Origin of the sequence: Flavobacterium suncheonense GH29-5 = DSM 17707, from assembly GCF_000430025.1 — a bacterium.
In the GTDB taxonomy this organism is placed as follows: domain Bacteria; phylum Bacteroidota; class Bacteroidia; order Flavobacteriales; family Flavobacteriaceae; genus Flavobacterium; species Flavobacterium suncheonense.
On record NZ_AUCZ01000008.1, the window covers coordinates 147,881 to 171,464 of the forward strand.

At 43.1% G+C, this 23,584-nt stretch carries 21 protein-coding genes; 8 read left to right on the top strand and 13 right to left on the bottom strand.

Annotated features, from left to right (window positions below; all coding sequences use genetic code 11):
- Nucleotides 1–44: 44 nt before the first annotated feature.
- The 9 genes from G498_RS0106055 to G498_RS0106095 form a co-directional block, all read right to left on the bottom strand.
- Nucleotides 45–2,696, bottom strand: a complete 2,652-nt coding sequence (locus G498_RS0106055; RefSeq protein ID WP_026980350.1) for a T9SS-dependent M36 family metallopeptidase — start codon at nucleotides 2,694–2,696, stop codon at nucleotides 45–47.
- An 80-nt stretch (nucleotides 2,697–2,776) separates the two neighbouring features.
- Complete coding sequence (locus tag G498_RS0106060; protein WP_026980351.1) at nucleotides 2,777–4,117, bottom strand: deoxyguanosinetriphosphate triphosphohydrolase; 1,341 nt, start codon at nucleotides 4,115–4,117, stop codon at nucleotides 2,777–2,779.
- A 16-nt stretch (nucleotides 4,118–4,133) separates the two neighbouring features.
- A complete protein-coding gene (locus tag G498_RS0106065; RefSeq protein ID WP_026980352.1) occupies nucleotides 4,134–4,580 on the bottom strand; it encodes a GNAT family N-acetyltransferase in 447 nt (148 codons plus the stop codon).
- Between the two features lies 1 nt (nucleotide 4,581).
- Nucleotides 4,582–5,286, bottom strand: a complete 705-nt coding sequence (locus G498_RS0106070; RefSeq protein ID WP_026980353.1) for an AAA family ATPase — start codon at nucleotides 5,284–5,286, stop codon at nucleotides 4,582–4,584.
- A 9-nt stretch (nucleotides 5,287–5,295) separates the two neighbouring features.
- Nucleotides 5,296–5,799, bottom strand: a complete 504-nt coding sequence (locus tag G498_RS0106075) for an RDD family protein (RefSeq protein ID WP_026980354.1) — start codon at nucleotides 5,797–5,799, stop codon at nucleotides 5,296–5,298.
- A gap of 88 nt (nucleotides 5,800–5,887) precedes the next feature.
- Nucleotides 5,888–8,290, bottom strand: a complete 2,403-nt coding sequence (locus tag G498_RS0106080; RefSeq protein WP_026980355.1) for a ribonucleoside-diphosphate reductase subunit alpha — start codon at nucleotides 8,288–8,290, stop codon at nucleotides 5,888–5,890.
- 69 nt (nucleotides 8,291–8,359) lie between these two features.
- Entirely contained in the window at nucleotides 8,360–9,337 is a 978-nt protein-coding gene (locus G498_RS0106085; protein ID WP_026980356.1) for a ribonucleotide-diphosphate reductase subunit beta, read from the bottom strand.
- 267 nt (nucleotides 9,338–9,604) lie between these two features.
- Nucleotides 9,605–10,171 carry a DUF3109 family protein gene (locus G498_RS0106090; RefSeq protein WP_026980357.1) on the bottom strand — a complete coding sequence of 189 codons (567 nt, stop codon included), beginning with the start codon at nucleotides 10,169–10,171 and terminating at the stop codon, nucleotides 9,605–9,607.
- A 55-nt stretch (nucleotides 10,172–10,226) separates the two neighbouring features.
- Nucleotides 10,227–11,024 carry a DUF4412 domain-containing protein gene (locus tag G498_RS0106095; RefSeq protein ID WP_026980358.1) on the bottom strand — a complete coding sequence of 266 codons (798 nt, stop codon included), beginning with the start codon at nucleotides 11,022–11,024 and terminating at the stop codon, nucleotides 10,227–10,229.
- A gap of 184 nt (nucleotides 11,025–11,208) precedes the next feature.
- Between G498_RS0106095 and G498_RS0106100 the strand changes: the two genes are divergently transcribed.
- The 3 genes from G498_RS0106100 to G498_RS0106110 are packed head-to-tail and all read left to right on the top strand — an operon-like array spanning nucleotide 11,209 to nucleotide 12,660.
- Nucleotides 11,209–11,784, top strand: coding sequence for a MarC family protein (locus G498_RS0106100; protein WP_026980359.1), 576 nt, complete (start codon nucleotides 11,209–11,211; stop codon nucleotides 11,782–11,784).
- 48 nt (nucleotides 11,785–11,832) lie between these two features.
- A complete protein-coding gene (locus G498_RS0106105) occupies nucleotides 11,833–12,030 on the top strand; it encodes a hypothetical protein (protein WP_026980360.1) in 198 nt (65 codons plus the stop codon).
- Between the two features lie 21 nt (nucleotides 12,031–12,051).
- Nucleotides 12,052–12,660 (top strand): FAD-dependent oxidoreductase, encoded by a 609-nt coding sequence (locus G498_RS0106110; protein ID WP_026980361.1) that lies wholly within the window; start codon nucleotides 12,052–12,054, stop codon nucleotides 12,658–12,660.
- 7 nt (nucleotides 12,661–12,667) lie between these two features.
- Here G498_RS0106110 and G498_RS0106115 read toward each other — a convergent pair whose 3' ends face one another.
- Genes G498_RS0106115 through G498_RS0106125 form a run of 3 tightly spaced genes read right to left on the bottom strand, consistent with a single transcriptional unit; the run spans nucleotide 12,668 to nucleotide 15,263 of the window.
- The gene (locus G498_RS0106115) at nucleotides 12,668–14,239 is read right to left on the bottom strand and encodes a S41 family peptidase (RefSeq protein ID WP_026980362.1); all 1,572 of its coding nucleotides are present in this window, start codon (nucleotides 14,237–14,239) and stop codon (nucleotides 12,668–12,670) included.
- On the bottom strand, nucleotides 14,236–14,667 hold the full coding sequence (locus G498_RS0106120; RefSeq protein WP_026980363.1) for a deoxycytidylate deaminase: 432 nt from the start codon (nucleotides 14,665–14,667) through the stop codon (nucleotides 14,236–14,238). Before G498_RS0106120 ends, G498_RS0106115 begins: the two co-directional genes overlap by 4 nt.
- 2 nt (nucleotides 14,668–14,669) lie before the next feature.
- On the bottom strand, nucleotides 14,670–15,263 hold the full coding sequence (locus G498_RS0106125) for a HupE/UreJ family protein (protein WP_026980364.1): 594 nt from the start codon (nucleotides 15,261–15,263) through the stop codon (nucleotides 14,670–14,672).
- A 141-nt stretch (nucleotides 15,264–15,404) separates the two neighbouring features.
- Between G498_RS0106125 and G498_RS0106130 the strand changes: the two genes are divergently transcribed.
- Complete coding sequence (locus G498_RS0106130) at nucleotides 15,405–15,836, top strand: tellurite resistance TerB family protein (protein WP_026980365.1); 432 nt, start codon at nucleotides 15,405–15,407, stop codon at nucleotides 15,834–15,836.
- Between the two features lie 105 nt (nucleotides 15,837–15,941).
- On the opposite strand, the gene fbp is transcribed toward G498_RS0106130, so the two are convergent.
- Nucleotides 15,942–16,949 (bottom strand): class 1 fructose-bisphosphatase, encoded by a 1,008-nt coding sequence (gene fbp, locus G498_RS0106135; RefSeq protein WP_026980366.1) that lies wholly within the window; start codon nucleotides 16,947–16,949, stop codon nucleotides 15,942–15,944.
- Between the two features lie 149 nt (nucleotides 16,950–17,098).
- Between fbp and G498_RS0106140 the strand changes: the two genes are divergently transcribed.
- The 4 genes from G498_RS0106140 (at nucleotide 17,099) to G498_RS0106155 (ending at nucleotide 23,574) form a co-directional block, all read left to right on the top strand.
- Nucleotides 17,099–17,572, top strand: coding sequence for a GNAT family N-acetyltransferase (locus tag G498_RS0106140; RefSeq protein WP_026980367.1), 474 nt, complete (start codon nucleotides 17,099–17,101; stop codon nucleotides 17,570–17,572).
- Nucleotides 17,573–17,613: 41 nt separating this feature from the next.
- On the top strand, nucleotides 17,614–18,867 hold the full coding sequence (locus tag G498_RS0106145; RefSeq protein WP_026980368.1) for an aspartate kinase: 1,254 nt from the start codon (nucleotides 17,614–17,616) through the stop codon (nucleotides 18,865–18,867).
- Between the two features lie 140 nt (nucleotides 18,868–19,007).
- A complete protein-coding gene (gene chrA, locus G498_RS0106150; protein ID WP_026980369.1) occupies nucleotides 19,008–20,111 on the top strand; it encodes a chromate efflux transporter in 1,104 nt (367 codons plus the stop codon).
- 58 nt (nucleotides 20,112–20,169) lie between these two features.
- Nucleotides 20,170–23,574, top strand: a complete 3,405-nt coding sequence (locus G498_RS0106155; RefSeq protein WP_026980370.1) for a hypothetical protein — start codon at nucleotides 20,170–20,172, stop codon at nucleotides 23,572–23,574.
- The last annotated feature ends 10 nt before the right edge of the window (nucleotides 23,575–23,584 follow it).

Genomic DNA, 23,584 nt, shown 5'->3' on the forward strand with positions numbered 1-23,584 from the left:
TCACTGTGCGTGAAGCCCTTTTTCTTTTTTATATATAATTCTTATTAGTTAAGAATGATTTTCTGAGTATAGTTTAGGTTATCGCCATTCACTTTAATCAAATACATTCCTGTTTGAAGATTCGACAGGTTGATTGCACGTTGCGCATTGAAATCGTTAACCTCTTGGTTGAATACTTTTCTTCCGTTTAAGTCGAAAACCTGAATATTCAGTTTACCGGAGTAGTTGTGGATTGCAATGTTCAATTGTCCTTGTGTCGGATTAGGATATACACGAATTGCTTTTTCGTTATGGAACTGATCTACCGCTAATGTACAGTTTGGTCCTGCAGGAGGAACGGTGAAATCTTCAATTTGATCTTGGATACCTGCAACTCCTGTGCTAGTTCCTGAAGATGCAAACTGTCCTAAACCTCTTCTTGCGAAAGTTTCCCAAATCAAACAATAATCCTGACCTCCTGTTGTCGCCTGATCTGCCGCAATAATAGCATCACGAGCAGTAACAAAAGTAGGATTACATCCATCCAATTTAATAGCGTCCAACACTAAACGCATTACTTTGTTATTCCCTCCGGTTCCGGTATAAATGTTCGGATCGTAACCGTATTTATCAATATAGTTCCAAGCCAAATCCCAAAGCATTACACACCAAACTGAACCTACGGAATGTGAGTCAACCTGATTTGAAACCCCGTTAAAGAACCACATATCGTTTGTATCACCAAATGTGTGCGGGTTAACAGACATATCCGTAGAATATCTGTACTCTCTGATTCCGTTTCCATAGGTAGGCTGATTTGCGGCAAATGTTGCAATTCCTCTTGCATCATTTCTGGTGTCGCCGGGTTTGATTTGCATCATCAGCCAAAACCAATCCGACCATCCTTCTCCTTGTTGCTCAGAGCTTCCGGACAAACAGTTTCCGGATAATCGGGTTGAAATACCATGACCGTATTCGTGCGCTATGATACCGTTGTCAAAATCACCATCAGAATTTACGAATGTTATAGGTTTGTTTGACAATGTAACATTAACAGGACCATTGTTTAAAGCTGCAATCAAGGCTTCTCCAACAACATTTGTTACACTGATTGCCGGAATGGTTATTGTCGGGTCATCTCCTCCCATCACAATAATACCGTCAACATTATTCACTACTATTACCGCTATTGCTCCGGCAATTTGCGCATTCTTAACTTTTGATACAAAGGTACAATCCCCTCTTCTCAAAATTACAATTTTCCCGTTTAACTCACTTGCATTAATCGCTGGAGTACAGGCATCGGATGTATCGGGAGTTCCGTCATTGTAAAGAACAATATCCGCTGTTATACCCGCAGGAAAATCTGGCAATGCAACGTGTCCGGTTGTGAAATTATTATCTCGGGCATCGTATTCACCGGCAATTGAGGCAGGAGAGTTCACGGTTAATGGTTTTGGTTGAGGCCCAACATCCCATAAATACATCTGCATTCTTGGCGCCCCACCATCGTTAGGCGTGGCGAAATTTGCATTATTTACACCCGAACCGTCTTGAGCATCTGCATTGACAGCATCATTTCCTGCTCCACCCCTTCCGTAATTTGAAACCTGAAAATTTTTGTTAACTTCATTAAAACCGTATTGATACCACAAATCGTGCATGATATTATTCATGTAGAATAAATTCGTAACAGCAGCCTGTAAATATGTGTTAGCCGCCACAGCGGTTCCCGGATAAGGAAAATCAAAAGTTAAATCCGGATATGTTCCCACTCCCATTATTAAAGAACCTGAATTGTCGCCGTTTAGATCATCCTTAGCGGCCACATTATTTCCTCTTGAAGTTCTAAATTGTGTTGCCGCATTCCCTCCTCCAATGGTATTATTCGTGTTATGCCAACCATTCGGAGACGCATTAACAGTGTATTCCGGATTTGTAATTAACTGTCTAGGACTGTGATTCGGACTTTCGTAATTCCAAGGAACAACTCTGTAATTTGTTGTCCCCGGAGTAAGCATTGCAGCTGAAGCAGCGTCTTTAAATACTTTATTTGAAAAATTGATTCCGGTATGAGAATGTGTACCGTGATTACTTCCGAATGAACAGGAAATCACCATGTCTTTTTGATCTAAAATTTTACCGTCCAGGGCATCTACTTTCAGATTCCAAAGATGTTTGGTGTCTTGGGAATAAAATTCATAATCCCAGGCCAACTTTAAGGTGTTCGCATCGGTTTGAAAATATACCAGCTCTGCGCGAATCGGATCTTCAACCAAAATTCCGTTGGTTAGTTTGAAATCATAGTTAGAGCTCTCAATAACCTGAACTCCGGTTAATTGATTTTCACCGATATCGTCTAAAACGTCCATCAAAGCATAGGTAACACTCTTCGCCGGAGTTACCGCATTTACTTTAGCTGCAACATTTGGAATGAAGTCTTCCCCACCGTTGATTACTTCTCCGTTTTTAATCCAGAAATTGGAATCCGAATTAAACACTTCGATACCGCTGTGACGTTGTTTTACGTGATAATTATTGATTCCGGTCGATTCGGAACTGAATTCGTTTACTATAACCAAATCCGAAATATCCTGATTGGTCAAAGAAAATTTGGTACGATTTTTCTCTGCATACGCCTTAATTTTTTGAAGCGGTTCCTGAGAAAAACCTAAAAGAGGTACCAGAAAAAATAAACCTAGAGTAATTTTTTTCATCGCTTAATCTGTTGTTAGTTTTTAGTTAAGTATCACAAAATTAAACTTTTAATTCGATTAACAAAATAATAACGTTTTTTTCAACTAATTCCCTGAATAGTTTTAAATAATTGCAATGCTTTTCCGTCGGTAAGCATCGAAACAAAATGACAAATATGCATCAATCGTTCGTACAGACTCATTTTATCGGTCACGAATTTCTCGGGCAACAATTTTAAAATCAGTTCGTCGTAATTGCTAGATTTCCCTTCGAATTTGTTGTTGTAAGCCGTACAGAATTTATCCAAAAGTGTATTGATGACCTGATAGCCCACCACTTCTTTTTCGATTACTTCTTTGCTTTGGTAAATGTTTTTTACACTGATTTTGATGACATCGTTCATCTGCGCTTTGAACTGGCTTTTATCGGTCAGTGCCGAATGGAATTGGCCTTTTAAAATCGCTTCCTCGTTTTCCAGAAACACGTTCACGGCGTCGTTAATCAAACTTCCAATGGCTAAGGCTCTCAAATAACTGATGCGGTCTTCTTTAGTGGTAAGCGCTTTGTATTTGTCCGAATCAATATTGTTTTTTACCAGTTTTATCAGGTATTCAAGCGCAAATTCTTCCTGAATCAGACCTAAATTAATCCCGTCTTCAAAATCGATGATGGTGTAACAAATATCGTCAGCCGCTTCTACTAAAAAAGCCAACGGATGACGCTCGAACCCAATATCACTACCGGATTTGTTCGGAATCATGCCCAATTCCTTGGCTACCTCTTTGAAGAATTCCTTGTCCTGTTGGAAGAAACCGTATTTTTTATCGGCAATATACGGCGTTGGTTTTTTCGGAAGGCTTTCTTTCGGGTATTTCATAAAAGCGCCCAAAGTGGCATACGTTAAGCGCAGACTGCCTTCCACGCCCGGACGGGAACTCGTCAGCACCGAAAACCCGTTGGCATTGCCTTCAAAATCAATTAAATCCTGCCATTCTTTATCCGAAAGCTGTTCTTTGTACTGCTGCCCTTTCCCGGTTTTGAAATATTCGCCGATGGCTTTTTCCCCAGAATGCCCAAACGGCGGATTCCCGATGTCGTGCGCCAAAGCCGCAGCCGCTACGATAGCTCCGAAATCGTTCATGTGATAGCCGTGTACTTCTTTCAGGTACGGGTATTTTTCCAAAATCTTCTTCCCGACCAACCGTCCTAAGGAACGACCGACCACGGAAACTTCCAGACTATGCGTTAAACGCGTATGCACGAAATCCGTTTTGGAAAGCGGAATGACCTGAGTTTTGTCCTGCAGACTTCGGAAAGCCGAAGAAAAGATGATCCGGTCGTAATCCACTTCAAACCCCAAACGGGTGTCGTCCTGTTCTTTTCGCAGTCGTTTGCTTGTGTCGCCTTGTCGTTTTAAGGACAACAGCTGTTCCCAATGCATCATAGGGTATCTCGTTTTATTTTAGTTCTTTTTTCATGCAGGTACTGCTGGCCACACCGATATACTGCCCGTAATTCGGAATGGATTGGTACCCGAATTTTTTATAGAGCGCAATGGCATTCACCAGTTTTTGTGAGGTTTCCAGAATACAGGCGGTAAATCCCAATTCCTTTGCCCATTTTTCTAATTCCTGCAAAACTTTCGTGGCCACTCCTTTGTTGCGGTGTTCAGGATGCACAAACATGCGTTTGATTTCTCCGGTTTCGCCATCGTATGCTTTTACGGCGCCGCAACCCACCGCTATGCCTTCTTCATAACAAACAATTACATGCTCCAGGTAAATCTGATTGTATTGGGCAAAAAAATCCTTCTCGTCACCGTCGATATCGATTAAAAAGGTATCGAACAACTGCGTGAGATGTTTGAAATCGGGATTGTCGGATGTGGTTCGGACCAGTTGCATGTTAATGTAATTTATTGATTTCTGCCTGAATGATATTGTTTTTCACTTCTTTGAACACATGGTTTTTGGCTTCCGCAAAGGACACGTCGTAAATCCGTTCCAGTTTCGTAAACTCAGACGGATATTTCGCCAACAGCGTATCGTAATACTTATCCAGGATTTCTCTGGAAGGCAGCGTAAACTCCAGTTTCAGTTCAAAACGGCGCACTAAAGCTTCGTCGATCATCTGGATTTGATTGGTGGCGGCAATTAAAATCGATTTCTTCGGAAAATGGTCAATCAACTGTAAAATCGCATTCACCACGCGTTTCATTTCACTGTTGTCTTTGTTGTCGTAATCGCGGATTTGCCCTAACGAATCGAATTCGTCAAAAAACAACACGGCGCTTTCGTAATTCACTTCTTTGAACAGTCCTTCTATGTTTTTAGCGGTTTCGCCCAATTTCGAAGACACGATGCTCGCCAGATTCACAATGATGATTTTCTTGTCGAGTTTTTTGGCAATCGCCTTGGCAGTCATGGTTTTACCGCACCCGGTTTTGCCGTACAACAGCATTTTATTGATGACCGGCAACTCGTATTGTTCCAGCACTTCCCGAAACTGGTATTCTTTCAGAAACTGGTTAATCTGTTTGGATACGGCTTCGTTAAAAACCACCTCTTCGAGATTGACGTTGCTTCGGTCGGTAAAATATAAAGTGCTCATGCTAACCGATTAATTCTCTTCCTTTGCACCGATTTCCTCAAAAGAATAAAACAGGCGTTTCTTCTCTTCAAACAAATCTTTCTGAACCACATAAGTATCGGAGATGGTATCGTGCCAGCCTCTTCCGTCACCTAAAAAAGAAAACGCATTAAAAGGGATTAACCGGCAAAACGTTCGTTTAATAATGGTTCCCGAATCCGGTTTTGAACCATCGGCCATCACTACCACCGTTTTGGTAATGTATTTGGCAATTGTTCTGGAAAGAAACGCTTCAAAAAGCGCATAATAAATCAGGGTGACTACAGCTCCAAAAGCGTATTCCCCAAGCTTTCCCATATTGTCAATTCTTTCAAAAAAAGCAGTATCACCCATAGCAACCAGAACGATTCCAACGCCAATCAGCAATAAAACCGCCAATCCAAACTGAATGACCCAGTCAATAATATAATTAACAAAGCGTTGTCCCTGTGTGGCCCATAAATTTGAGGTTACCCTGAATGTTTTGTTTTCCATTGTCTTATTATTTTTCTGCTAATATAAAAAAACAGCCGCCAAAAATGACAGCTGCTTTCACTCTATTACTACAAATCAAATTCTTTGGTTAAGATCCGCACATTTCGCAGTCTTCCGGTCCGGCGTTTTTAGAACGTTCCAGCATCGCTCGGAATTCTTCCGGAGTCATTTCCTGATTTTCGTTGGCTACTTCGGCTGCTACGGCGATTGGTTCTGCTTTTTTGTCGTTGTTCAGCGTAAATTTAATCGCATCTACCGCAGATTTCGTTCTCAAATAATACATTCCTGTTTTCAAACCGGACTGCCATGCATAGAAGTGCATCGACGTTAATTTGGCAAACGTAGCGCCTTCCATAAACAGGTTAAGCGATTGCGACTGGTCGATGAAATACCCGCGCTGACGCGACATATCGATAATGTCTTTCATACTCATTTCCCAAACCGTTCTGTACAATTCTTTGATATCCTGCGGAATGCCGTCGATATCCTGAATCGAACCGTTAGCACGCATGATTTCCTGTTTCAGGTTTTCGTTCCACAAGCCTAAGTTCACCAAATCCTGTAACAAATGTTTGTTCACCACGATGAACTCTCCGGACAATACACGACGGGTGTAAATGTTGGACGTATACGGTTCAAACGCTTCGTTGTTCCCTAAGATTTGCGAAGTCGAAGCGGTTGGCATCGGCGCCATTAACAACGAGTTGCGTACCCCGTGTGTCATTACTTCTTTGCGAAGCGATGCCCAATCCCAACGGCCGGACAAATCTTCGTCTTTTAAGCCCCAAAGGTTGTACTGGAATTCTCCCTGAGAAATCGGTGATCCTTGGAAAGTTGAGTAAGGCCCCTCTTCTTTTGCCATTTCCATGGAAGCCGTAACCGCCGCGAAATAAATGGTTTCGAAGATTTCCTGGTTTAATTTTTTAGCTTCATCCGAAGTAAACGGCATTCTTAACAAAATGAACGCATCGGCCAAACCTTGCACACCTAAGCCTACCGGACGGTGACGCATGTTGGAATTTTCCGCTTCTTTTACCGGATAGTAATTTCTGTCAATTACTTTGTTTAAGTTACGGGTAACACGTTTGGTTACATCGTGCAGCAACTGGTGGTTGAACTGACCGTTTTCCACAAACATCGGCAACGAAATCGACGCTAAGTTACATACCGCAATTTCATCGGCTGAAGTATATTCCAAAATCTCCGTACACAAATTTGAAGAACGGATGGTTCCTAAATTTTTCTGGTTCGATTTGCGGTTCGCCGCGTCTTTGTACAACATGTACGGCGTTCCGGTTTCGATTTGCGACTCTAATATTTTTTCCCAAAGCTCACGGGCTTTGATGGTTTTTCTTCCTTTTCCGGCTTCTTCGTAAGCGATATACATTTTATCGAACTCTTCCCCATATACATCGTATAAGCCCGGACATTCGTTAGGACACATTAACGTCCAGTGCGCATCTTCCTGCACGCGTTTCATGAACAAGTCGTTCATCCACATGGCGTAGAACAAGTCGCGGGCACGCATTTCTTCTTTTCCGTGATTTTTCTTCAAATCCAAAAAGTCAAAAATATCAGCGTGCCAAGGTTCTACGTAAATTGCAAAACTACCTTTACGTTTTCCACCACCCTGATCTACGTAACGCGCGGTGTCATTGAAGACACGCAACATCGGCACAATACCGTTTGAGGTTCCGTTTGTGCCGCGGATGTACGATCCGGTAGCTCTTACGTTATGAATAGACAACCCGATTCCTCCCGCGGATTGCGAGATTTTTGCGGTTTGTTTTAAAGTGTCATAAATGCCGTCGATACTGTCGTCCTGCATCGTTAAAAGGAAACAGGAAGACATTTGCGGTTTCGGTGTTCCCGCGTTGAAAAGCGTTGGCGTCGCGTGCGTGAAGAATTTTTTCGACATCAACTCATAGGTTTCAATCGCAGCAGGAATATCGTTCAGGTGAATCCCCACAGAAACACGCATTAACATATGTTGCGGACGCTCTACAATCTGTCCGTTAATGCGCAACAAATAGGAACGTTCCAGAGTTTTAAATCCGAAATAATCGTAGTTGAAATCGCGGTTGTAGATGATGGACGAGTCCAAAATCTCGGCGTTTGCCATAATCGCTTCGTATACCTCATCCGACAAAAGCGGAGAAGCCTGTCCGGTTCTCGGGTTCACATAGTGGTACATGTCCGCCATGGTTTCCGAGAAGGATTTCTTGGTATTTTTATGCAGGTTGGAAACCGCAATACGCGCTGCCAGCTGTGCGTAATCCGGGTGGGTTACCGTCATGGAAGCCGCTGTTTCCGCTGCTAAATTATCTAACTCTGAAGTGGTTACCCCGTCGTACAAACCTTCAATAACACGCATGGCAACTTTTACCGGATCAACCAAATCGTTTAATCCGTAGCACAAAATTCTCACACGGTCGGTAATCTTGTCGAACATTACCGGCTCTCTTCTTCCGTCTCTTTTTACTACATACATACTGTTACTGTTTTGAAGGTTAATTATTTATTGTTGGCGCAAGGCCGTGAATTTTAAAATGTTATTCGATTAAAAATCAGCGTCGAAGCTAATTTTTTGCGAATCGGTGTCTTTGTTTAAAACGCCTGCTTTCTGATATTCGGATACGCGTTTCTCGAAGAAATTCGTTTTCCCCTGCAATGAAATCATGTCCATGAAATCGAACGGGTTGTTGGAGTTGTATACTTTCGAACATCCTAATTCCACTAACAAACGATCGGCCACAAATTCCAGGTACTGTGTCATCAATCCGGCGTTCATTCCGATTAAACTCACCGGAAGTGACTCGGTAATGAACTCTCTTTCAATGTTTAACGCATCGGTGATGATTTCCGTAATTCTCGATTTGGAAACTTTGTTTACCAAGTGGTTGTTGTGCAGGTGTACCGCGAAATCACAGTGCACACCTTCATCTCTCGAAATCAATTCGTTTGAAAACGTTAGACCCGGCATCAAACCGCGTTTTTTCAACCAGAAAATCGAACAGAACGCTCCGGAGAAGAAGATGCCTTCTACCGCCGCAAACGCAATCAGCCTTTCGGCAAACGAATCGGATTCAATCCATTTTAGCGCCCATTCCGCTTTTTTCTTAATCGCCGGGAATACTTCAATGGCGTGGAACAACTGGTTTTTCTCGTCTTCGTTTTTCACGTAAGTGTCAATCAATAAGGAATACGTTTCGCTGTGAATGTTTTCCATCATGATTTGAAAGCCGTAGAAAAATTTAGCTTCCGGATATTGCACTTCGTTAACGAAATTCTCTGCCAAATTCTCATTTACGATACCGTCCGAAGCAGCAAAAAACGCCAAAATGTGTTTGATGAAATATTTTTCGTCGTCATTCAACTTGCTGTTCCAGTCGGTTAAATCCTGGTGCAAATCGATCTCTTCCGCTGTCCAGAAACTGGCCTGTGATTTCTTATACCATTCCCAGATATCGTGGTGTTTGATCGGGAAAATTACAAAGCGGTCTTTGTTTTCCTGCAATATAGGTTCAACTACTGACATAGTATCTTGACTTTTATACGTTTAAAAAAATGATTATTTAACTCGATTGGGGTTTACAAAGATTGTCATTTGAATCGTAAAAAGAAAGCCAAACTTATTCACAATTCGACCGAGTTTTTAACAATGAAGATTTTTCTTTCGCCGAAAATTTATCTTAACAAATTATTGATTTTCAGTATATTACAATTGAATAAAATCCTACAAATACTGTCTGAACCACAGTAAAACATTGGCTTAAAGCCCGTTTAAAAATCCGTAAAAAGAAGGCTACTTTTTATACTCTTCGGCAATTTTTTCCAATTCGGCATACCACTCGGTACCAAATTTTCGCGTTAAGGATTCTTTGAGAAATTTATACACCGGAACTTCCAGTTCTTTTCCTAGGGAACAGGCATCGTCGCAAATGTGCCATTTATGGTAATTCACCGCGGAAAACTCGGAATATTCCTTGACACGGACAGGATACAAATGACAGGAAATCGGTTTTTTCCAATCGACAATCCCCTGATTATAAGCCTGCTCAATACCGCAAAGCGCGGTTGGACCGTCGAAAATAACGTAAGCACAGTCGGCTCCGTCAATTAAAGTCGTTTCAAATTCGCCGTCTTCACCGATTACAGAAGTACCCTGCGCTTCGATAGCCGCAATGCCTTCCGGACGTAAAAACGGTTTTACTTTCGGAAAAATATCTTCCAGAATTTTAGTTTCTTCTTCGGACAGCGGCGCACCGGCATCACCATCCACACAACAAGCCCCTTTACAAGCCGAAAGGTTGCACACAAATTCTTTTTCCAGAATTTCTTCCGATACTATGGTTTTTCCTAACTGAAACATGGGGCAAAGGTAATGGTTTCCTGTCTGAAATCACAAATCCTTTAACGAATTAACATTACATGAATTTATACTCGGCTTTTTTAAAGCTTTTGGTTTCTTTGTCTAAGGCAATGCACTCCATCACGGTAGTTTTCCCGCCGTTTTCCAAATCTTTTGACTCCATCAGCAGCAGGAGCGGTTTTTCATTCGGTTTGAAATAATTTTTGAAAAAATCCGGCATTTTGCTTTTACTGTGCTGTACATTGAAAACATTGGCAAAACTCACTTTGGCATCGGTCGTATAATAGAATTTCATAATGTAACTGGCATTTGAAGCCTCGACACCTTTACAATTGTAGCCTAAAATCACTTTATTCGGCAAGGCTTTATAAGTAAATTTCGTGTATTTGGGATCGAGTTCATCGGCTGATTTTTCATACTCCGGCATTTTGGAAGCCAGCGCCATTTTTTCGGCTCCGGAACCGAAAGCGGTTACCATGATTTTATTTTTGTTGTCCATTACCATAAACATATCCGAACCCGATTGATTCGCAGAAGTCCCAACATATTCGGCGTTAGGCTGTAAAAAATAATCCACGACTACGTCTTTTCCTTTATCTGCGGTAACTTTCATGGCATACTTCCAGGTAAAGTCGTATACATCCGACACCTGGGAAACATCCACTTTGTTTTTTCCGAATCCCATGCCTTTGTATGAGTCGTTGCGGTTTGCGGCTTTATCGCCCGTTTTACTTTTCGTTTTTTTCGCTGCAGTCTGGCTGGCTGCTTCTTTAATTTTATCGAAAATCTGTGCATGACTGCCGCTGAACATCAGCAGCAACGTTATCATCCATACTGTTTTTAAACCTTTCATATCAATTTGATTTTAAACCTCATACAAATATACTGATTCTGAAATCACTTCCTCTCAATTAAGCAACTGATTTTCAATTTTTTGAAACGGCAACTTTCACGCCGAAACTGTTAAATTTTAACGATTTATTAGCTAACTTCGTGTTAAGATTAAGGTAATTTTGCACCTTCAAAAAACACACGTAATGAATCTCGATTTAAAAGAAATACTGACCGTTGGTATGGTTTTGTTCGCCGTAATTGATATTGTAGGCACTATTCCCATCATTGTCGATTTACGCAGCAAAGTAGGCCATATTGAATCTGAAAAAGCGTCTGCAGTAGCCGGCATCATCATGATTGCGTTCCTTTTTGTAGGGGAGGAAATCTTAAAATTCATGGGCGTGGATGTAAAATCGTTTGCCGTGGCCGGTTCGTTTGTGTTGTTTTTTCTGGCTTTGGAAATGATTTTGGGCATCACCTTATATAAAGATGAAGAACCGAGTACGGCCTCCATTGTCCCAATCGCTTTTCCACTGATTGCAGGAGCCGGAACCATGACCACTTTGCTGTCCTTACGCGCCGAATACCAAAGCATCAACATCGTGATTGCGGTGCTGATTAATATTATTATTGTGTATGCGGTTTTAAAATCGTCTTCCAAAATAGAAAAAGCCTTAGGAAAAAACGGTTTGGGAGTTATCCGGAAGGTATTTGGCGTGATTTTACTGGCTATCGCTGTTAAATTATTTGCCGCTAATGTTAAAGGTCTGTTTGTTTAACCTGAATTTTAGTAGTTTTACCCCCTATTTGATTAATTTTTAATGGCGATGAAAGTATTTACTTATGTTCTGATTGCCCTGGCCCTGGGTCTAATCATTTTTAACATTACTTTGCTGGATTTCAGTAATCTTTTTGAAGGAAACAGCATGGTAGCCCTGATTGGTATTGCAGCCTCCTTGTGTGCCATCTGCATCCTTTTGATTTTCAGAATGTCGAAGATCATCGACGAAAAAACCAGAGAGTAATCCCAAAAAACGGTTCCAAAGATGTTCGATGTTCTGATTATTGGCGGCGGGGTTTCAGGCGTTTCCTGCGCTTTGATTTTAGGTTCCGCACAAAAGAAACCTTTCGTTACCGATAAAAAAATCGGCATCATCACCCACCAGAAAGCTTCTTCGTTACAGGACGCCATTTTTCACAACGCTTACGGTATTCCCAACGGAAAATTAGGTTCGGAGTTATTACCCGAAAGTACTGCGCATTTGGCTGAAGTCTATCCGCATATCGAACAAATCGAAATGGAAAAAGTGCTGTCTGTTAGTGGCGCCTCCGGAAATTTTACGGTAACCACCAATAAAAATACGTACTCCGCAAAAGCAATTGTTGTAGCTATCGGTTCGTCCAATCTTTTTGCCATTGACGGCTTAATGGAATTTCTCGAACCGCATAAAAAATCCGTCCCGGAGAAAAACAGAATCCAGTTAAAAAACCACGACCATAAGGTAGCGGACGGCATTTACGTTTGCGGTACTTTGGCCGGACACCGCAGTCAGCTTTCCATAGCCGCGGGAAGTGGCGCCGCTGTGGCTACCGATATTTTGGTCTTATGGAATAACGGATTGGAGACTCACAGTCACGATAGCATCCGCAAATAAGAAACTTTTATTTTTTATTCAGAACCCGTTTTACCATCGGATCTTCTTTCAGCACTATCTGAAAATATTTGTTTTCGTCGAAAAGCTGTCTGGCAAATTCGGCTGCCAAATAGCGTTTAACCCGTTCTTTGCTGCCCTCAAGATTTAAAATCAGGCCGCTGGTGGCGATATAGTTTTTGAAATTATTGAAGTATGCGTCTGTATTGTTCAGTTTGTTCAACATTTGCGAAAAGGTCAAGAGTTGAAAGGATTTGCGGTCTTTATCCAGTTGTTCGAAAACGAAATAACCGGCAATTCCCGACTGCATTAGCATGCTCAGTGCTTCATCCCCGTGACTGCCTTCAATCGGTACAAAAATATCCGGAATGATCCCACCACCGCCATAAACCACACGCCCTTTTTTGGTTTTAAATTTCAGACTGTCGGCTACTTTAATACTGTCGGCCGCAAAAAGTTCGCCGCTGATGAACCGTTTTTCGAAATCGCTGAAATATTCTTCTGTTCCATGATCATACGGTTTCTGGATGGAACGTCCGGAAGGCGTATAATAGCGCGCCACGGTTAAACGCACGGCAGAGCCATCACCCAACGGCATTTCCTTTTGCACCAGTCCTTTTCCGAAAGAACGTCTTCCCACAATGATCCCTCTGTCGTTATCCTGTATGGCTCCGGCCAAAATTTCACTGGCAGAAGCGGAATTTTCGTTGATTAAAACATAGAGTTTGCCATTTTCGAAATTGCCTTTTTCACTGGCAAAAGTTTTGTCGATATTGCCTTTTTTGTTTTTTACTTCTACAATGAGTTCTTTCTTTTTAAGGAATTCATCGGCAATCTGGGCCGCGATTTCCATATAACCGCCCCCGTTTTCGCGAAGGTCGACAATCAGTTCGGTCATGCCTTGTTTTTTCAGATTGAGCAAGCCTGCGTGAAATTCTTTGTATGTCGTTTCGGCAAAACGGTTGATTTTGATATAACCGGTTTTTGCATCCAGCATGGTGGCGATATCCACGCTTTTAATTGGAACCACTCCGCGCGTCACGTTTACCTTGAATTTTCGGTTTTCGGAACGGCGATACACCGTCAGATTCACTTTGGAACCTTCTTCGCCTTTTAATTTGGCAAACAGACTGTCAGAAGGCAATTTTCTGCCAAACAGCTTGGTTCTGTCCGCAAAAAGAATACGGTCACCGGCTTTTAAACCCGCTTTTTCAGACGGTCCGTTGGCAATCGGTTTGATGATGGCTACCGAATCTTTGTACATGTAAAAATTAACGCCGATGCCCACAAAATCGCCTTTCATGCTTTGCGTTACCTGCTCCATTTCACTTTTGGCGATGTAAACCGAATGCGGATCGAGTTTCTCCAGAATTCCGTTTACCGTTAAATCGACTATCGAATCGGCATTGACATCATCCACATACTCGTTTTCGATGAGTTCCATCAGCTTGTTCAGCTTGCTGCGGTTCGTGTTCGCCGTAAAGTCCTTCGGCCCTGAAAAATTCAAATATCCCCCAATGAGAAAACCGACCGCTAAGGTTGCGGCAATCAGCATTGGTAAATATATGCGCTTTATTTTCATTGTTCCAATTCGGTGATGTGATCTACCTCAACACCCGCTTTTCTTAAAAAATCCAGACCGGAATCGTCTTTATAGCCTTCAAAATACACCACCCGTTTAATGCCGGACTGGTGAATCAATTTACTGCATTCCTTACACGGCGACAGCGTAATATAAAGTGTCGCACCTTCACAGGACTGTGTGGAGCGCGCTACTTTTGAAATCGCGTTGGCCTCTGCGTGAAGCACATACCATTTCGTATAGCCTTCTTCGTCTTCGCAACAGTTTTCAAATCCGGTTGGGGTTCCGTTGTACCCGTCGGAGATGATCATTCGGTCTTTCACAATAATTGCGCCAACCTTTTTGCGCGTACAGTAGGACAATTGTCCCCATTCTTTGGCGATACGCAAATAGGCCTTATCGTATTTTGATTTCTTTTTTTCTTTCATGGTTATCGGTTCCAGATCTCACTCTCTGCAATCATCGGCAACACCACGCCTACTACAAAAGCGGACATCACAAGGGTCCAGTCGCGTTTTGAAAAGCGGAAAAAGGTCTGAACTATATAAGAGATAATTAACACAACAAACACCACTATGATCTGAGCGGCTTCAATTCCCAGGGCAAATTCCAGCAGCGGGACTAATTTATCCGAAGCGTTTCCGGGCAAAATAGCTTTAAAGTAGTTGGAAAACCCCAATCCGTGAATGATTCCAAAAAACAGGGTAACCATCGCTATAAACGTAATACTCTCGTTCTTACCCGACTTGCCTGCCGTAAAAAGATGAAACAGCGCGGTAGTCAGTATCGTAATCGGAATCAGGAATTCTATTAAACTGGCCTTGATAATTACAATCCCGTATACGGAAAGCAGCAACGACAGCGTATGCCCAAGCGTGAACAAAGACACCAAAATCAGCACCCGCTTCCAGTCTTTGAAGGCATAAGGCGTTACCAGTGCAATTAAAAACAGAACGTGATCATAGGCATTAATATCGAGTACATGGCGCAAACCGATATTGAAATACGTTAAAAATTCAGACATTTCTTTTTTAGTTTTTAGATTGGGTTCTCAAACTTACAATTTATTTTGCAAATTGTTTTCTTCCGTTAAGAAAAGCTTAAAATAAGCCGTCCTAAAAAACTTATTTTTTTGTAAATTTGATAGACACTAAAAAACACAACTATGCCATTATCAGATTTATACGACAGCGAATTTAAAACCCGCAACAAAGGGCATTTTTCCGCCATTGTAAGGGTTGCCATTGCCGACGGCGATTTGAGTCCGGAAGAAAAAGCCTTCCTCGACAAACTGGCCGTACAACTGGAAATTTCTCCGGAGGAATACGAAGAAATCCTCGAAAACCCGTTAAAATATCCGGTCAACCCGCCGTCCCTTTACACGCAACGACTGGAACGCCTGTACGACTTATCCCGAATGGTTTATGTCGATCAGGTTTTAGGCCCGAAACAAAAAGAAATTCTGAGCAAATTTGCTTTGGCACTCGGTTTTACCCCCGCAAATGTAAGCCTGATTGTGGAAAAAGCACTTTCCCTGTTAATCCTGCACGTAGATCTGGACACTTTTGTGTATGAAATGCAGCATATGAATAAGTAGTTACGAGGCACTAAAGCACTAAGGTTTGACAATCAGAACCGAAGAAACATAAAAAAGGCGTAGAAACTATAATTTTTACGCCTTTTTAACTCAATACCTTAGCACCTATTTATATTTCGCCATGAATTCTTCGGCTTTTTCCACCATGTTTTTGCTGCCGCAGAAGAACGGTACGCGTTGGTGCAATTCGGTGGGTTTGATTTCCATGATTCTCTGGTAGCCGTCTGACGCTTTTCCTCCGGCCTGTTCTGCGATGAACGCCATCGGGTTGCATTCGTACAACAGACGCAGTTTCCCTTTCGGGGCTTTGGAACTGGTCGGATAAATGTAGATGCCGCCTTTAATCATGTTCCGGTGAAAATCGGACACTAAACTTCCGATGTATCGGGACGTATACGGACGATCGCCTTCTTCCATCTGACAATACTTGATATAATCTTTCACTCCTTGCGGAAAGTGAATGTAATTCCCTTCGTTTACCGAATAGATTTTACCGTTTTCGCTGTAACGCATGTTCGGATGCGACAAATAGAACGTTCCGATGGCCGGATTCAGGGTAAACCCGTTAACCCCGTGACCGGTGGTATAAACCAACATGGTAGAGGTGCCGTAAATCACGTACCCGGCTGCTACCTGCTGATCGCCCGGCTGCAGAAAATCCTCCAGGGTTACCGGAGTTCCGATTGGCGTCACGCGTCGGTACACCGAAAAAATCGTTCCTACGGAAACATTCACGTCGATGTTGGAAGAACCGTCCAGCGGATCCATCAAAACCACATATTTGTTGGTGTCGTCTCCGGATTTTCCGTGGATGGTGATAAAATCGTCGTTTTCTTCCGAGGCAATTCCGCACACAATCTCGCGGTTAATCAACGTTTGAATGAACACTTCGTTGGCATACACATCGAGTTTCTGCTGGTCTTCGCCCTGTACATTCTGCTCGCCCGCCGCACCTACGATATCCACCAAACCGGCTTTGTTTACTTTATAATTCACCACTTTGGCCGCCAGTCGTATGGCGTTGATAATACGGGACAATTCGCCGGAAGAATACTTAAACTCTTCCTGTTTTTCGATTATAAACTCGCCTAAAGTCGTATTGCGTTCTTTCATGGTGTTGTGTTGTTTTTACGGTATGCAAATATTATGTTTAATTTTTGAATTTCGCTAAATCTGAAACAGAAAATCCGCTTCGACAAGAAATCTCCCGCAAAGTTATTTTATATTTGAATCGAATTCAAAAGACACAAGCAAAAAATAAAATGCATATCCGAAAAGGAACGCCCGAAGACATGCCCGCCGTTCTCGAACTGATTAAAGAACTGGCGGCATTTGAAAAAGAACCCGAAGCCGTGGTGGTAACCGCAGACGACTTGCTTCGCGACGGTTTTGGCAGCAACCCGTTGTTCCATACGTTCGTTGCCGAGGTCGAAGGAGAAATTGTCGGCATGGCGCTGTACTATTACCGTTATTCCACCTGGAAAGGCAAAACCATTCATCTGGAAGATTTGATCGTAAAGGAAAAAATGCGCGGTACCGGTTTGGGCATGGCGCTGTATACCGAAATCATGAAACAGGGCAAAGCCGACGGCGTGCGCAGAATTGAATGGAACGTCCTCGACTGGAACCGGAATGCGATTGATTTCTATGAAAAATCCGGTGCCAGAATACTGGACGACTGGCGCGTGGTACAGATGACCGAAGAAGAACTACGCACTTTTTTAAACAACCGATAACCACTCAAAGCCCGAAGGAAGGTTTTGAAATTTTAAACAACATGAGAATTTTCAAATTTGGAGGCGCATCGGTAAAAGATGCCGACGGAATCCGTAACGTGTACAGCGTATTGCAACAGGTAGGTCACGAAGATGTACTGCTGGTCGTTTCCGCGATGGGAAAAACCACTAACGCGCTGGAACTGGTCATCAAGAACTATTTTGAAAAATCTGCCGAACTGAAGGCGTCCATTCAGGAAGTCAAGAAGTACCACAATCAGATTTTGCTGGATTTGTTCGACGATGAAAAACATCCTGTATTCGCGGCCGTAAACAACCATTTCACCGATTTGGAAAATTTCCTTTCCGGCAACAAATCCCCAAATTACAATTTTGTGTACGACCAGGTTGTGAGCATGGGGGAAATCATTTCCACTACGATTCTAAGCCATTATTTCAACCATGTGGGATTGAAAAACACTTGGGTGGATGTGCGCAACCTCATCAAGACAGACAATACATACCGCGATGCCGTTGTAGACTGGGACGCAACACAGAAAACCATCGCCAAAACTATCAAGAAGAAGGTTCTGAACATCACGCAGGGCTTTTTAGGTTCGGATGAAAACGGCTTTACCACGACATTGGGCCGTGAAGGTTCGGATTATACCGCAGCGATTTTTGCCTATTGTTTAAATGCGGAAAGTGTAACCATCTGGAAAGACGTACCCGGCGTTTTGAATGCCGATCCGCGTTATTTTGAAAATACAACTTTGCTGAACCAGATTTCCTATCGTGAAGCTATTGAGTTGGCCTTTTACGGCGCATCGGTAATTCACCCGAAAACCTTGCAGCCGTTGCAAAGCAAAGAGATTCCGTTGTATGTAAAATCGTTTATCAATCCGTTGCTTCCGGGAACAAGTGTTTCCAAAGGCGCCCATCTGGAACCGGAAACCTCGTGCTTCATCGTAAAGAAAAACCAGTTGCTGCTGTCGCTTTCGTCAATTGATTTTTCCTTTATCATGGAAGAAAACATCAGCGAGATTTTCGCTTTGCTGCACAAGTACAAAATGAAAGTGAGTCTGATTCAAAATTCCGCGATCAGTTTTTCGGTTTGCATTGAGGACAAATTCAGCCATTTCAACGATCTGAAAAACGTGTTGGCGAAGAAATTCAAAATCTCTTACAACGAAAATGTCTCACTGTACACGATTCGTCATTTTACCGACAAAGCCGTCAAGATGGTGGAAAAAGACAAAACGGTTCTGGTAAAACAGATGAGCCGCGAAACGATGCAGCTTGTCACCAAAGAATAAAAACTTTAAAATAAAAGGCCGCTCATTAAGACTGCTCTTATTTTTACCGCAGATTAATCTGTGTAAATTTGTGTAATCAGTGGTTAAAATTTTACAAGCCGAATACACTAAGATACCTGGTTTTTAACTATTTTCAGACTATTATGCAACAAGGTGCGCTGCAAGACATCGGAAAACTGTTCCTGAAACTCGGGCTGATTGCCTTCGGCGGACCGGCAGCCCACATCGCCATGATGCGCGACGAAGTGGTCCGGAAACGCAACTGGATGACCGACAGTCATTTTCTGGACTTGGTAGGCGCGACCAATTTAATTCCCGGCCCTAACAGCTCCGAACTCGCCATTCATTTAGGAAAAGAAAAAGGCGGCTGGAAAGGCTTACTAATTGCCGGTTTGTGCTTCATACTGCCAGCCGTTTTTATCACACTGGGATTTGCCTATCTGTATAAAAATTACGGACATTTGCCTGAAATACAGCCTTTTATTTACGGCATTAAACCGGCAATTATTGCTATTATCCTTTCCGCGGTGTATCCGCTGGCTAAAACTGCCCTGAAATCTGATTTTCTGATTTTCATCGGAATACTTGCCTTAACTGCCTCTTTTTTGGGTCTCAACGAAATCCTGATTCTTTTCGGTTGTGGATTTTCCGCACTTATTGTTACCTGTTTTCAGACAAACAAAAACCAGCTTAACAGTTTTCTGCCGCTAAGCCTTGTGACCGTTAGTCATACCAAACTCTTTTTTATTTTTCTGAAAATCGGAAGCATCCTTTACGGAAGTGGCTATGTGCTGTTCGCTTTTCTGGATTCGGAACTGGTACAAACCGGTTTTCTGCCGCGTCAAACCTTAATTGATGCGATTGCGGTGGGACAATTTACGCCCGGACCGGTTTTCTCTTCGGTGACGTTTATCGGTTATCAGATGAATGGCGGAATGGGCGCTTTGGTTGCGACCATCGGGATTTTTCTGCCTTCTTTTGTTTTTGTGGCATTGCTGAATCCGATGGTAAAGAAGATGCGCGATTCCCGGCTTTTTGGGGCTTTTCTGGATGCGGTAAACGTGGCTTCCGTAGCTTTAATTGTCGCGATTTGTGTCACCATGGGCAGAGCTTCCGTGACGGATTGGAGAACCGTTGCAATCATGTTTACAAGCCTGATTGTTGTTTTCGGTTTCCGGAAAATCAACAGCGTTTGGGTGGTTTTGGGCGGTTCGCTTTTGGGCTACCTGCTTTCCCTGCTTTAACTCCGCGAAAAAATCTCGATTAATTACACTACTTTTGAGTTTTCGGAGTTAGTACAATATGCTGAGAAATGTCCTTTTTTTATTTCTAATCGTTTTTGTTTCAGGGGCGTGGGCTCAGGACAACAATCGGCTGTACCATACCAGAAAAATTACGGTTTCAGATACGATTATTGCCATTGATTCCGTCAGCATCAACAAAGAATTTTTCAAACTGACCGACCAAAACGGCACTGAAATTGACACCGCTTTTTACCAGGTCGATTTCCAGAAAGGAACGCTTACCTTCAAAAACAATTTTCAGACACAAGACACGCTTACCTTACAATACCTGAAGCTGCCGAAGTACCTCACCAAAAAATACAGCATTTACGACCAAAGCCGGGTAGTCGCCAACGAAGCCGGACAGAATTTATATCAGATTTCCCGCGAACCAATCAGCACTTTCAAACCTTTTGACGGCTTGTCGACTTCGGGAAGCATCACCCGCGGCGTCACGGTGGGCAACAATCAGAATACGGTCGTGAATTCGAACCTCGATTTGCAGATTACGGGGAAAATATCGGAAAAAGTAAGTCTAAGAGCTTCGTTACAGGACAGCAACATTCCGTTACAGGAAGGCGGTTATTCCCAGAAATTAGACGAATTCGATCAGATCTTTGTAGAACTGTTCTCTGATAAGTGGAACATCCGTGCCGGCGATTTATTCCTCGAAAACCGGCAATCGCGCTTTCTGAATTTCAACAAAAAAGTACAGGGATTGTCCACCCATTTTACCTTCGGCAAACCGGAAAACAAAACCGACGTCTTTGCGGCCGGTGCCATCGTGCGCGGACAATACACCCGCAGCACTTTTATCGGCGAAGAAGGCAACCAGGGGCCGTACAAATTAAAAGGTCCGAACGGCGAATTATACGTTTTGGTCATTTCGGGTTCCGAACGCGTGTACGTGAACGGGATTTTGCTGGAACGCGGGGAAAACAACGACTACATCATCGATTACAACGCCGGGGAAATCCGGTTTACTTCGCTGTTCCCGATTACCTCCGAAATGCGCATCAATGTCGAATACCAATATTCCGACCGCAATTACACCCGTTTTGTAACCTATGGCGGCGTCACGCACCAGCAGGAAAAATGGAGTATCGGCGGTTTTGTCTATTCCGAAAACGACGTGAAAAACCAGCCGTTGCAACAAAACCTTTCTCCGGAACAGACACAGATTTTAGCCCAAGCCGGCGACAACCCGGAACTGATGACCGCACCGTCCGCGTACGAAGACAGTTATTCCGAAAATAAAATCCTCTACAAAAAAGTGCTTGTTGGCGGCGTGGAAGTTTTTGAATATTCCAACAATCCCGAAGATACGCTCTACAATGTCAGATTTTTACTGGTGGGTAACGGTCAGGGAAATTATGTGTTGGCAAGCAGTCAGGCGATTGGAAAAATTTACGAATACGTAGCGCCGATTGCGGGTGTTCCGCAGGGAAATTACGAGCCGATTACCCGTTTGATTGCGCCGACCAAAATTCAGATTGCCACCGTCATGGGCCGCTACAATCCCAGTGAAAAAACCGATGTGGATTTTGAAATCGGGCTAAGCAACAACGATTTGAACCTGTTTTCTACGGTTGATGACAACGACAACAAAGGCATTGCCGCTAAGATTAATGCCAAACAGCGTTTGTACACCGGAACCTGGAACATCGACGGCTTTGCCAATTTTCAGCTAATCAAAAAAGAATTCCGCACCATTGAACGCTTGTTTACCATCGAATTTAACCGCGACTGGAATTTAACCAATCCGCTGGGCGACCAGAGTTTGTTGGTTTCCGGCGTAAATTTTGAACTTCCCAACAAAGGATTTGCCCGGTACCAACTGGAGAAACTCGATTTTTCGGAGAGTTTTTCGGGAACGCGCCATGTCATCGACGGAATGTTTCACCTTAAAAACTGGACGTTTTCCAACAATTCGAGTGCACTGAACAGCGACGGGGATTATGCCGCATCGCGTTTTATCCGAAGTCAGTCGCGGGCGAAATATCATTTTAAGAAGAATTGGGTGGGCGGCAGTTTCCGCATGGAAGACAACGAGGAAAAACTGAAAGCGACCGACGAATTTTCCGCTTTGAGCCAACGGTACAAAGAGTTCGGCACATTTATCGGACGCGGTGACAGCACCAAAGTATATGCGGAACTGGGTTATCTGCACCGCATCAACGACAGTTTGCAGAACGGAATGCTCCGCAAAGTCAATACGTCACAATCCTATTATTTAAAATCGAAACTGATTCAGACGGACAAAAGCGATTTGGCGTTGTTTGTGAATTACCGCAACCTGAAATTTGAAGACCCGACGCGTCCGGACGAACCGTCGTTAAACTCGCGTTTGTTGTACAACGACCGTTTTTTCAACCAGCTTATTCAGCTTAATACGGCTTTTGAAACCTCATCGGGTAAAATTGCGCAACAGGAATTTACCTATCTGGAAGTGGAACCCGGTCAGGGCGTATACATGTGGAACGACTACAACAACAACGGCATTCAGGAACTGCAGGAGTTTGAAGTGGCGCAGTTTCCCGATCAGGCGAAATACGTGCGGGTGTTTCTGCCGAATCAGGTTTTCGTGAAAACGCATCAGAACAAATTTTCGCAATCGGTAACGCTCAATCCGTTACAATGGCAGAACGAAACCGGGTTTAAAAAGCTGTTGTCCCATTTCTACAACCAGACTTCGGTTTTGATGGACCGGAAGATTCTGCGCCGGGGCGACAATTTCGATCTGAATCCGTTTTCGGGCAGTGACAAAGATTTGCTGGGGCTGAATTCGACCTTCCGCAACAGTTTGTTTTACAACCGCGGCAAGCAAAACCATTCGGTAACCTACACCTTTATTACGGCGCGGAACAAAAACCTGCTTTCGACAGGCAGTATCGAGAACACCAGTCGTTCGCATCAGCTACAATATCAGCATCTGCTCCAAAAAAGCTGGTTGTTTGATGTAAACGGCAAAACGATTTTCTCGGAAACCGCCACGGAAAATTACGCCAGCCGCAACTACAAAATTGAAGGGTTTATGACCGGACCGAAAATTTCCTATCTGTTTTCCAAAAATGCCAGTTGGGATGTTTTTTACGAGTTGCAGTACAAAAACAACCACCTTGGGGCTTTGGAAACCCTCAAACAGCAGCGTTTGGGAACGTCGTTTACCTATTCCGGACAAAAACAGTTTACCCTGAACGGGGAATTTTCGCTGTATGAAAACGATTTTGAAGGCAATGCACTGTCGCCGGTGGCTTTTCAGATGCTGGAAGGACTGCAGCCGGGCAAAAACACGACCTGGCGCTTGTTGGTGCAAAAAAACCTAACGCAATACCTGGATGTGAATGTAAATTATCAGGGGCGAAAAAGCGAGACCAGCCAGACGATCCATACCGGAAACATTCAGTTGCGGGCTTATTTTTAAAAAATTGGCC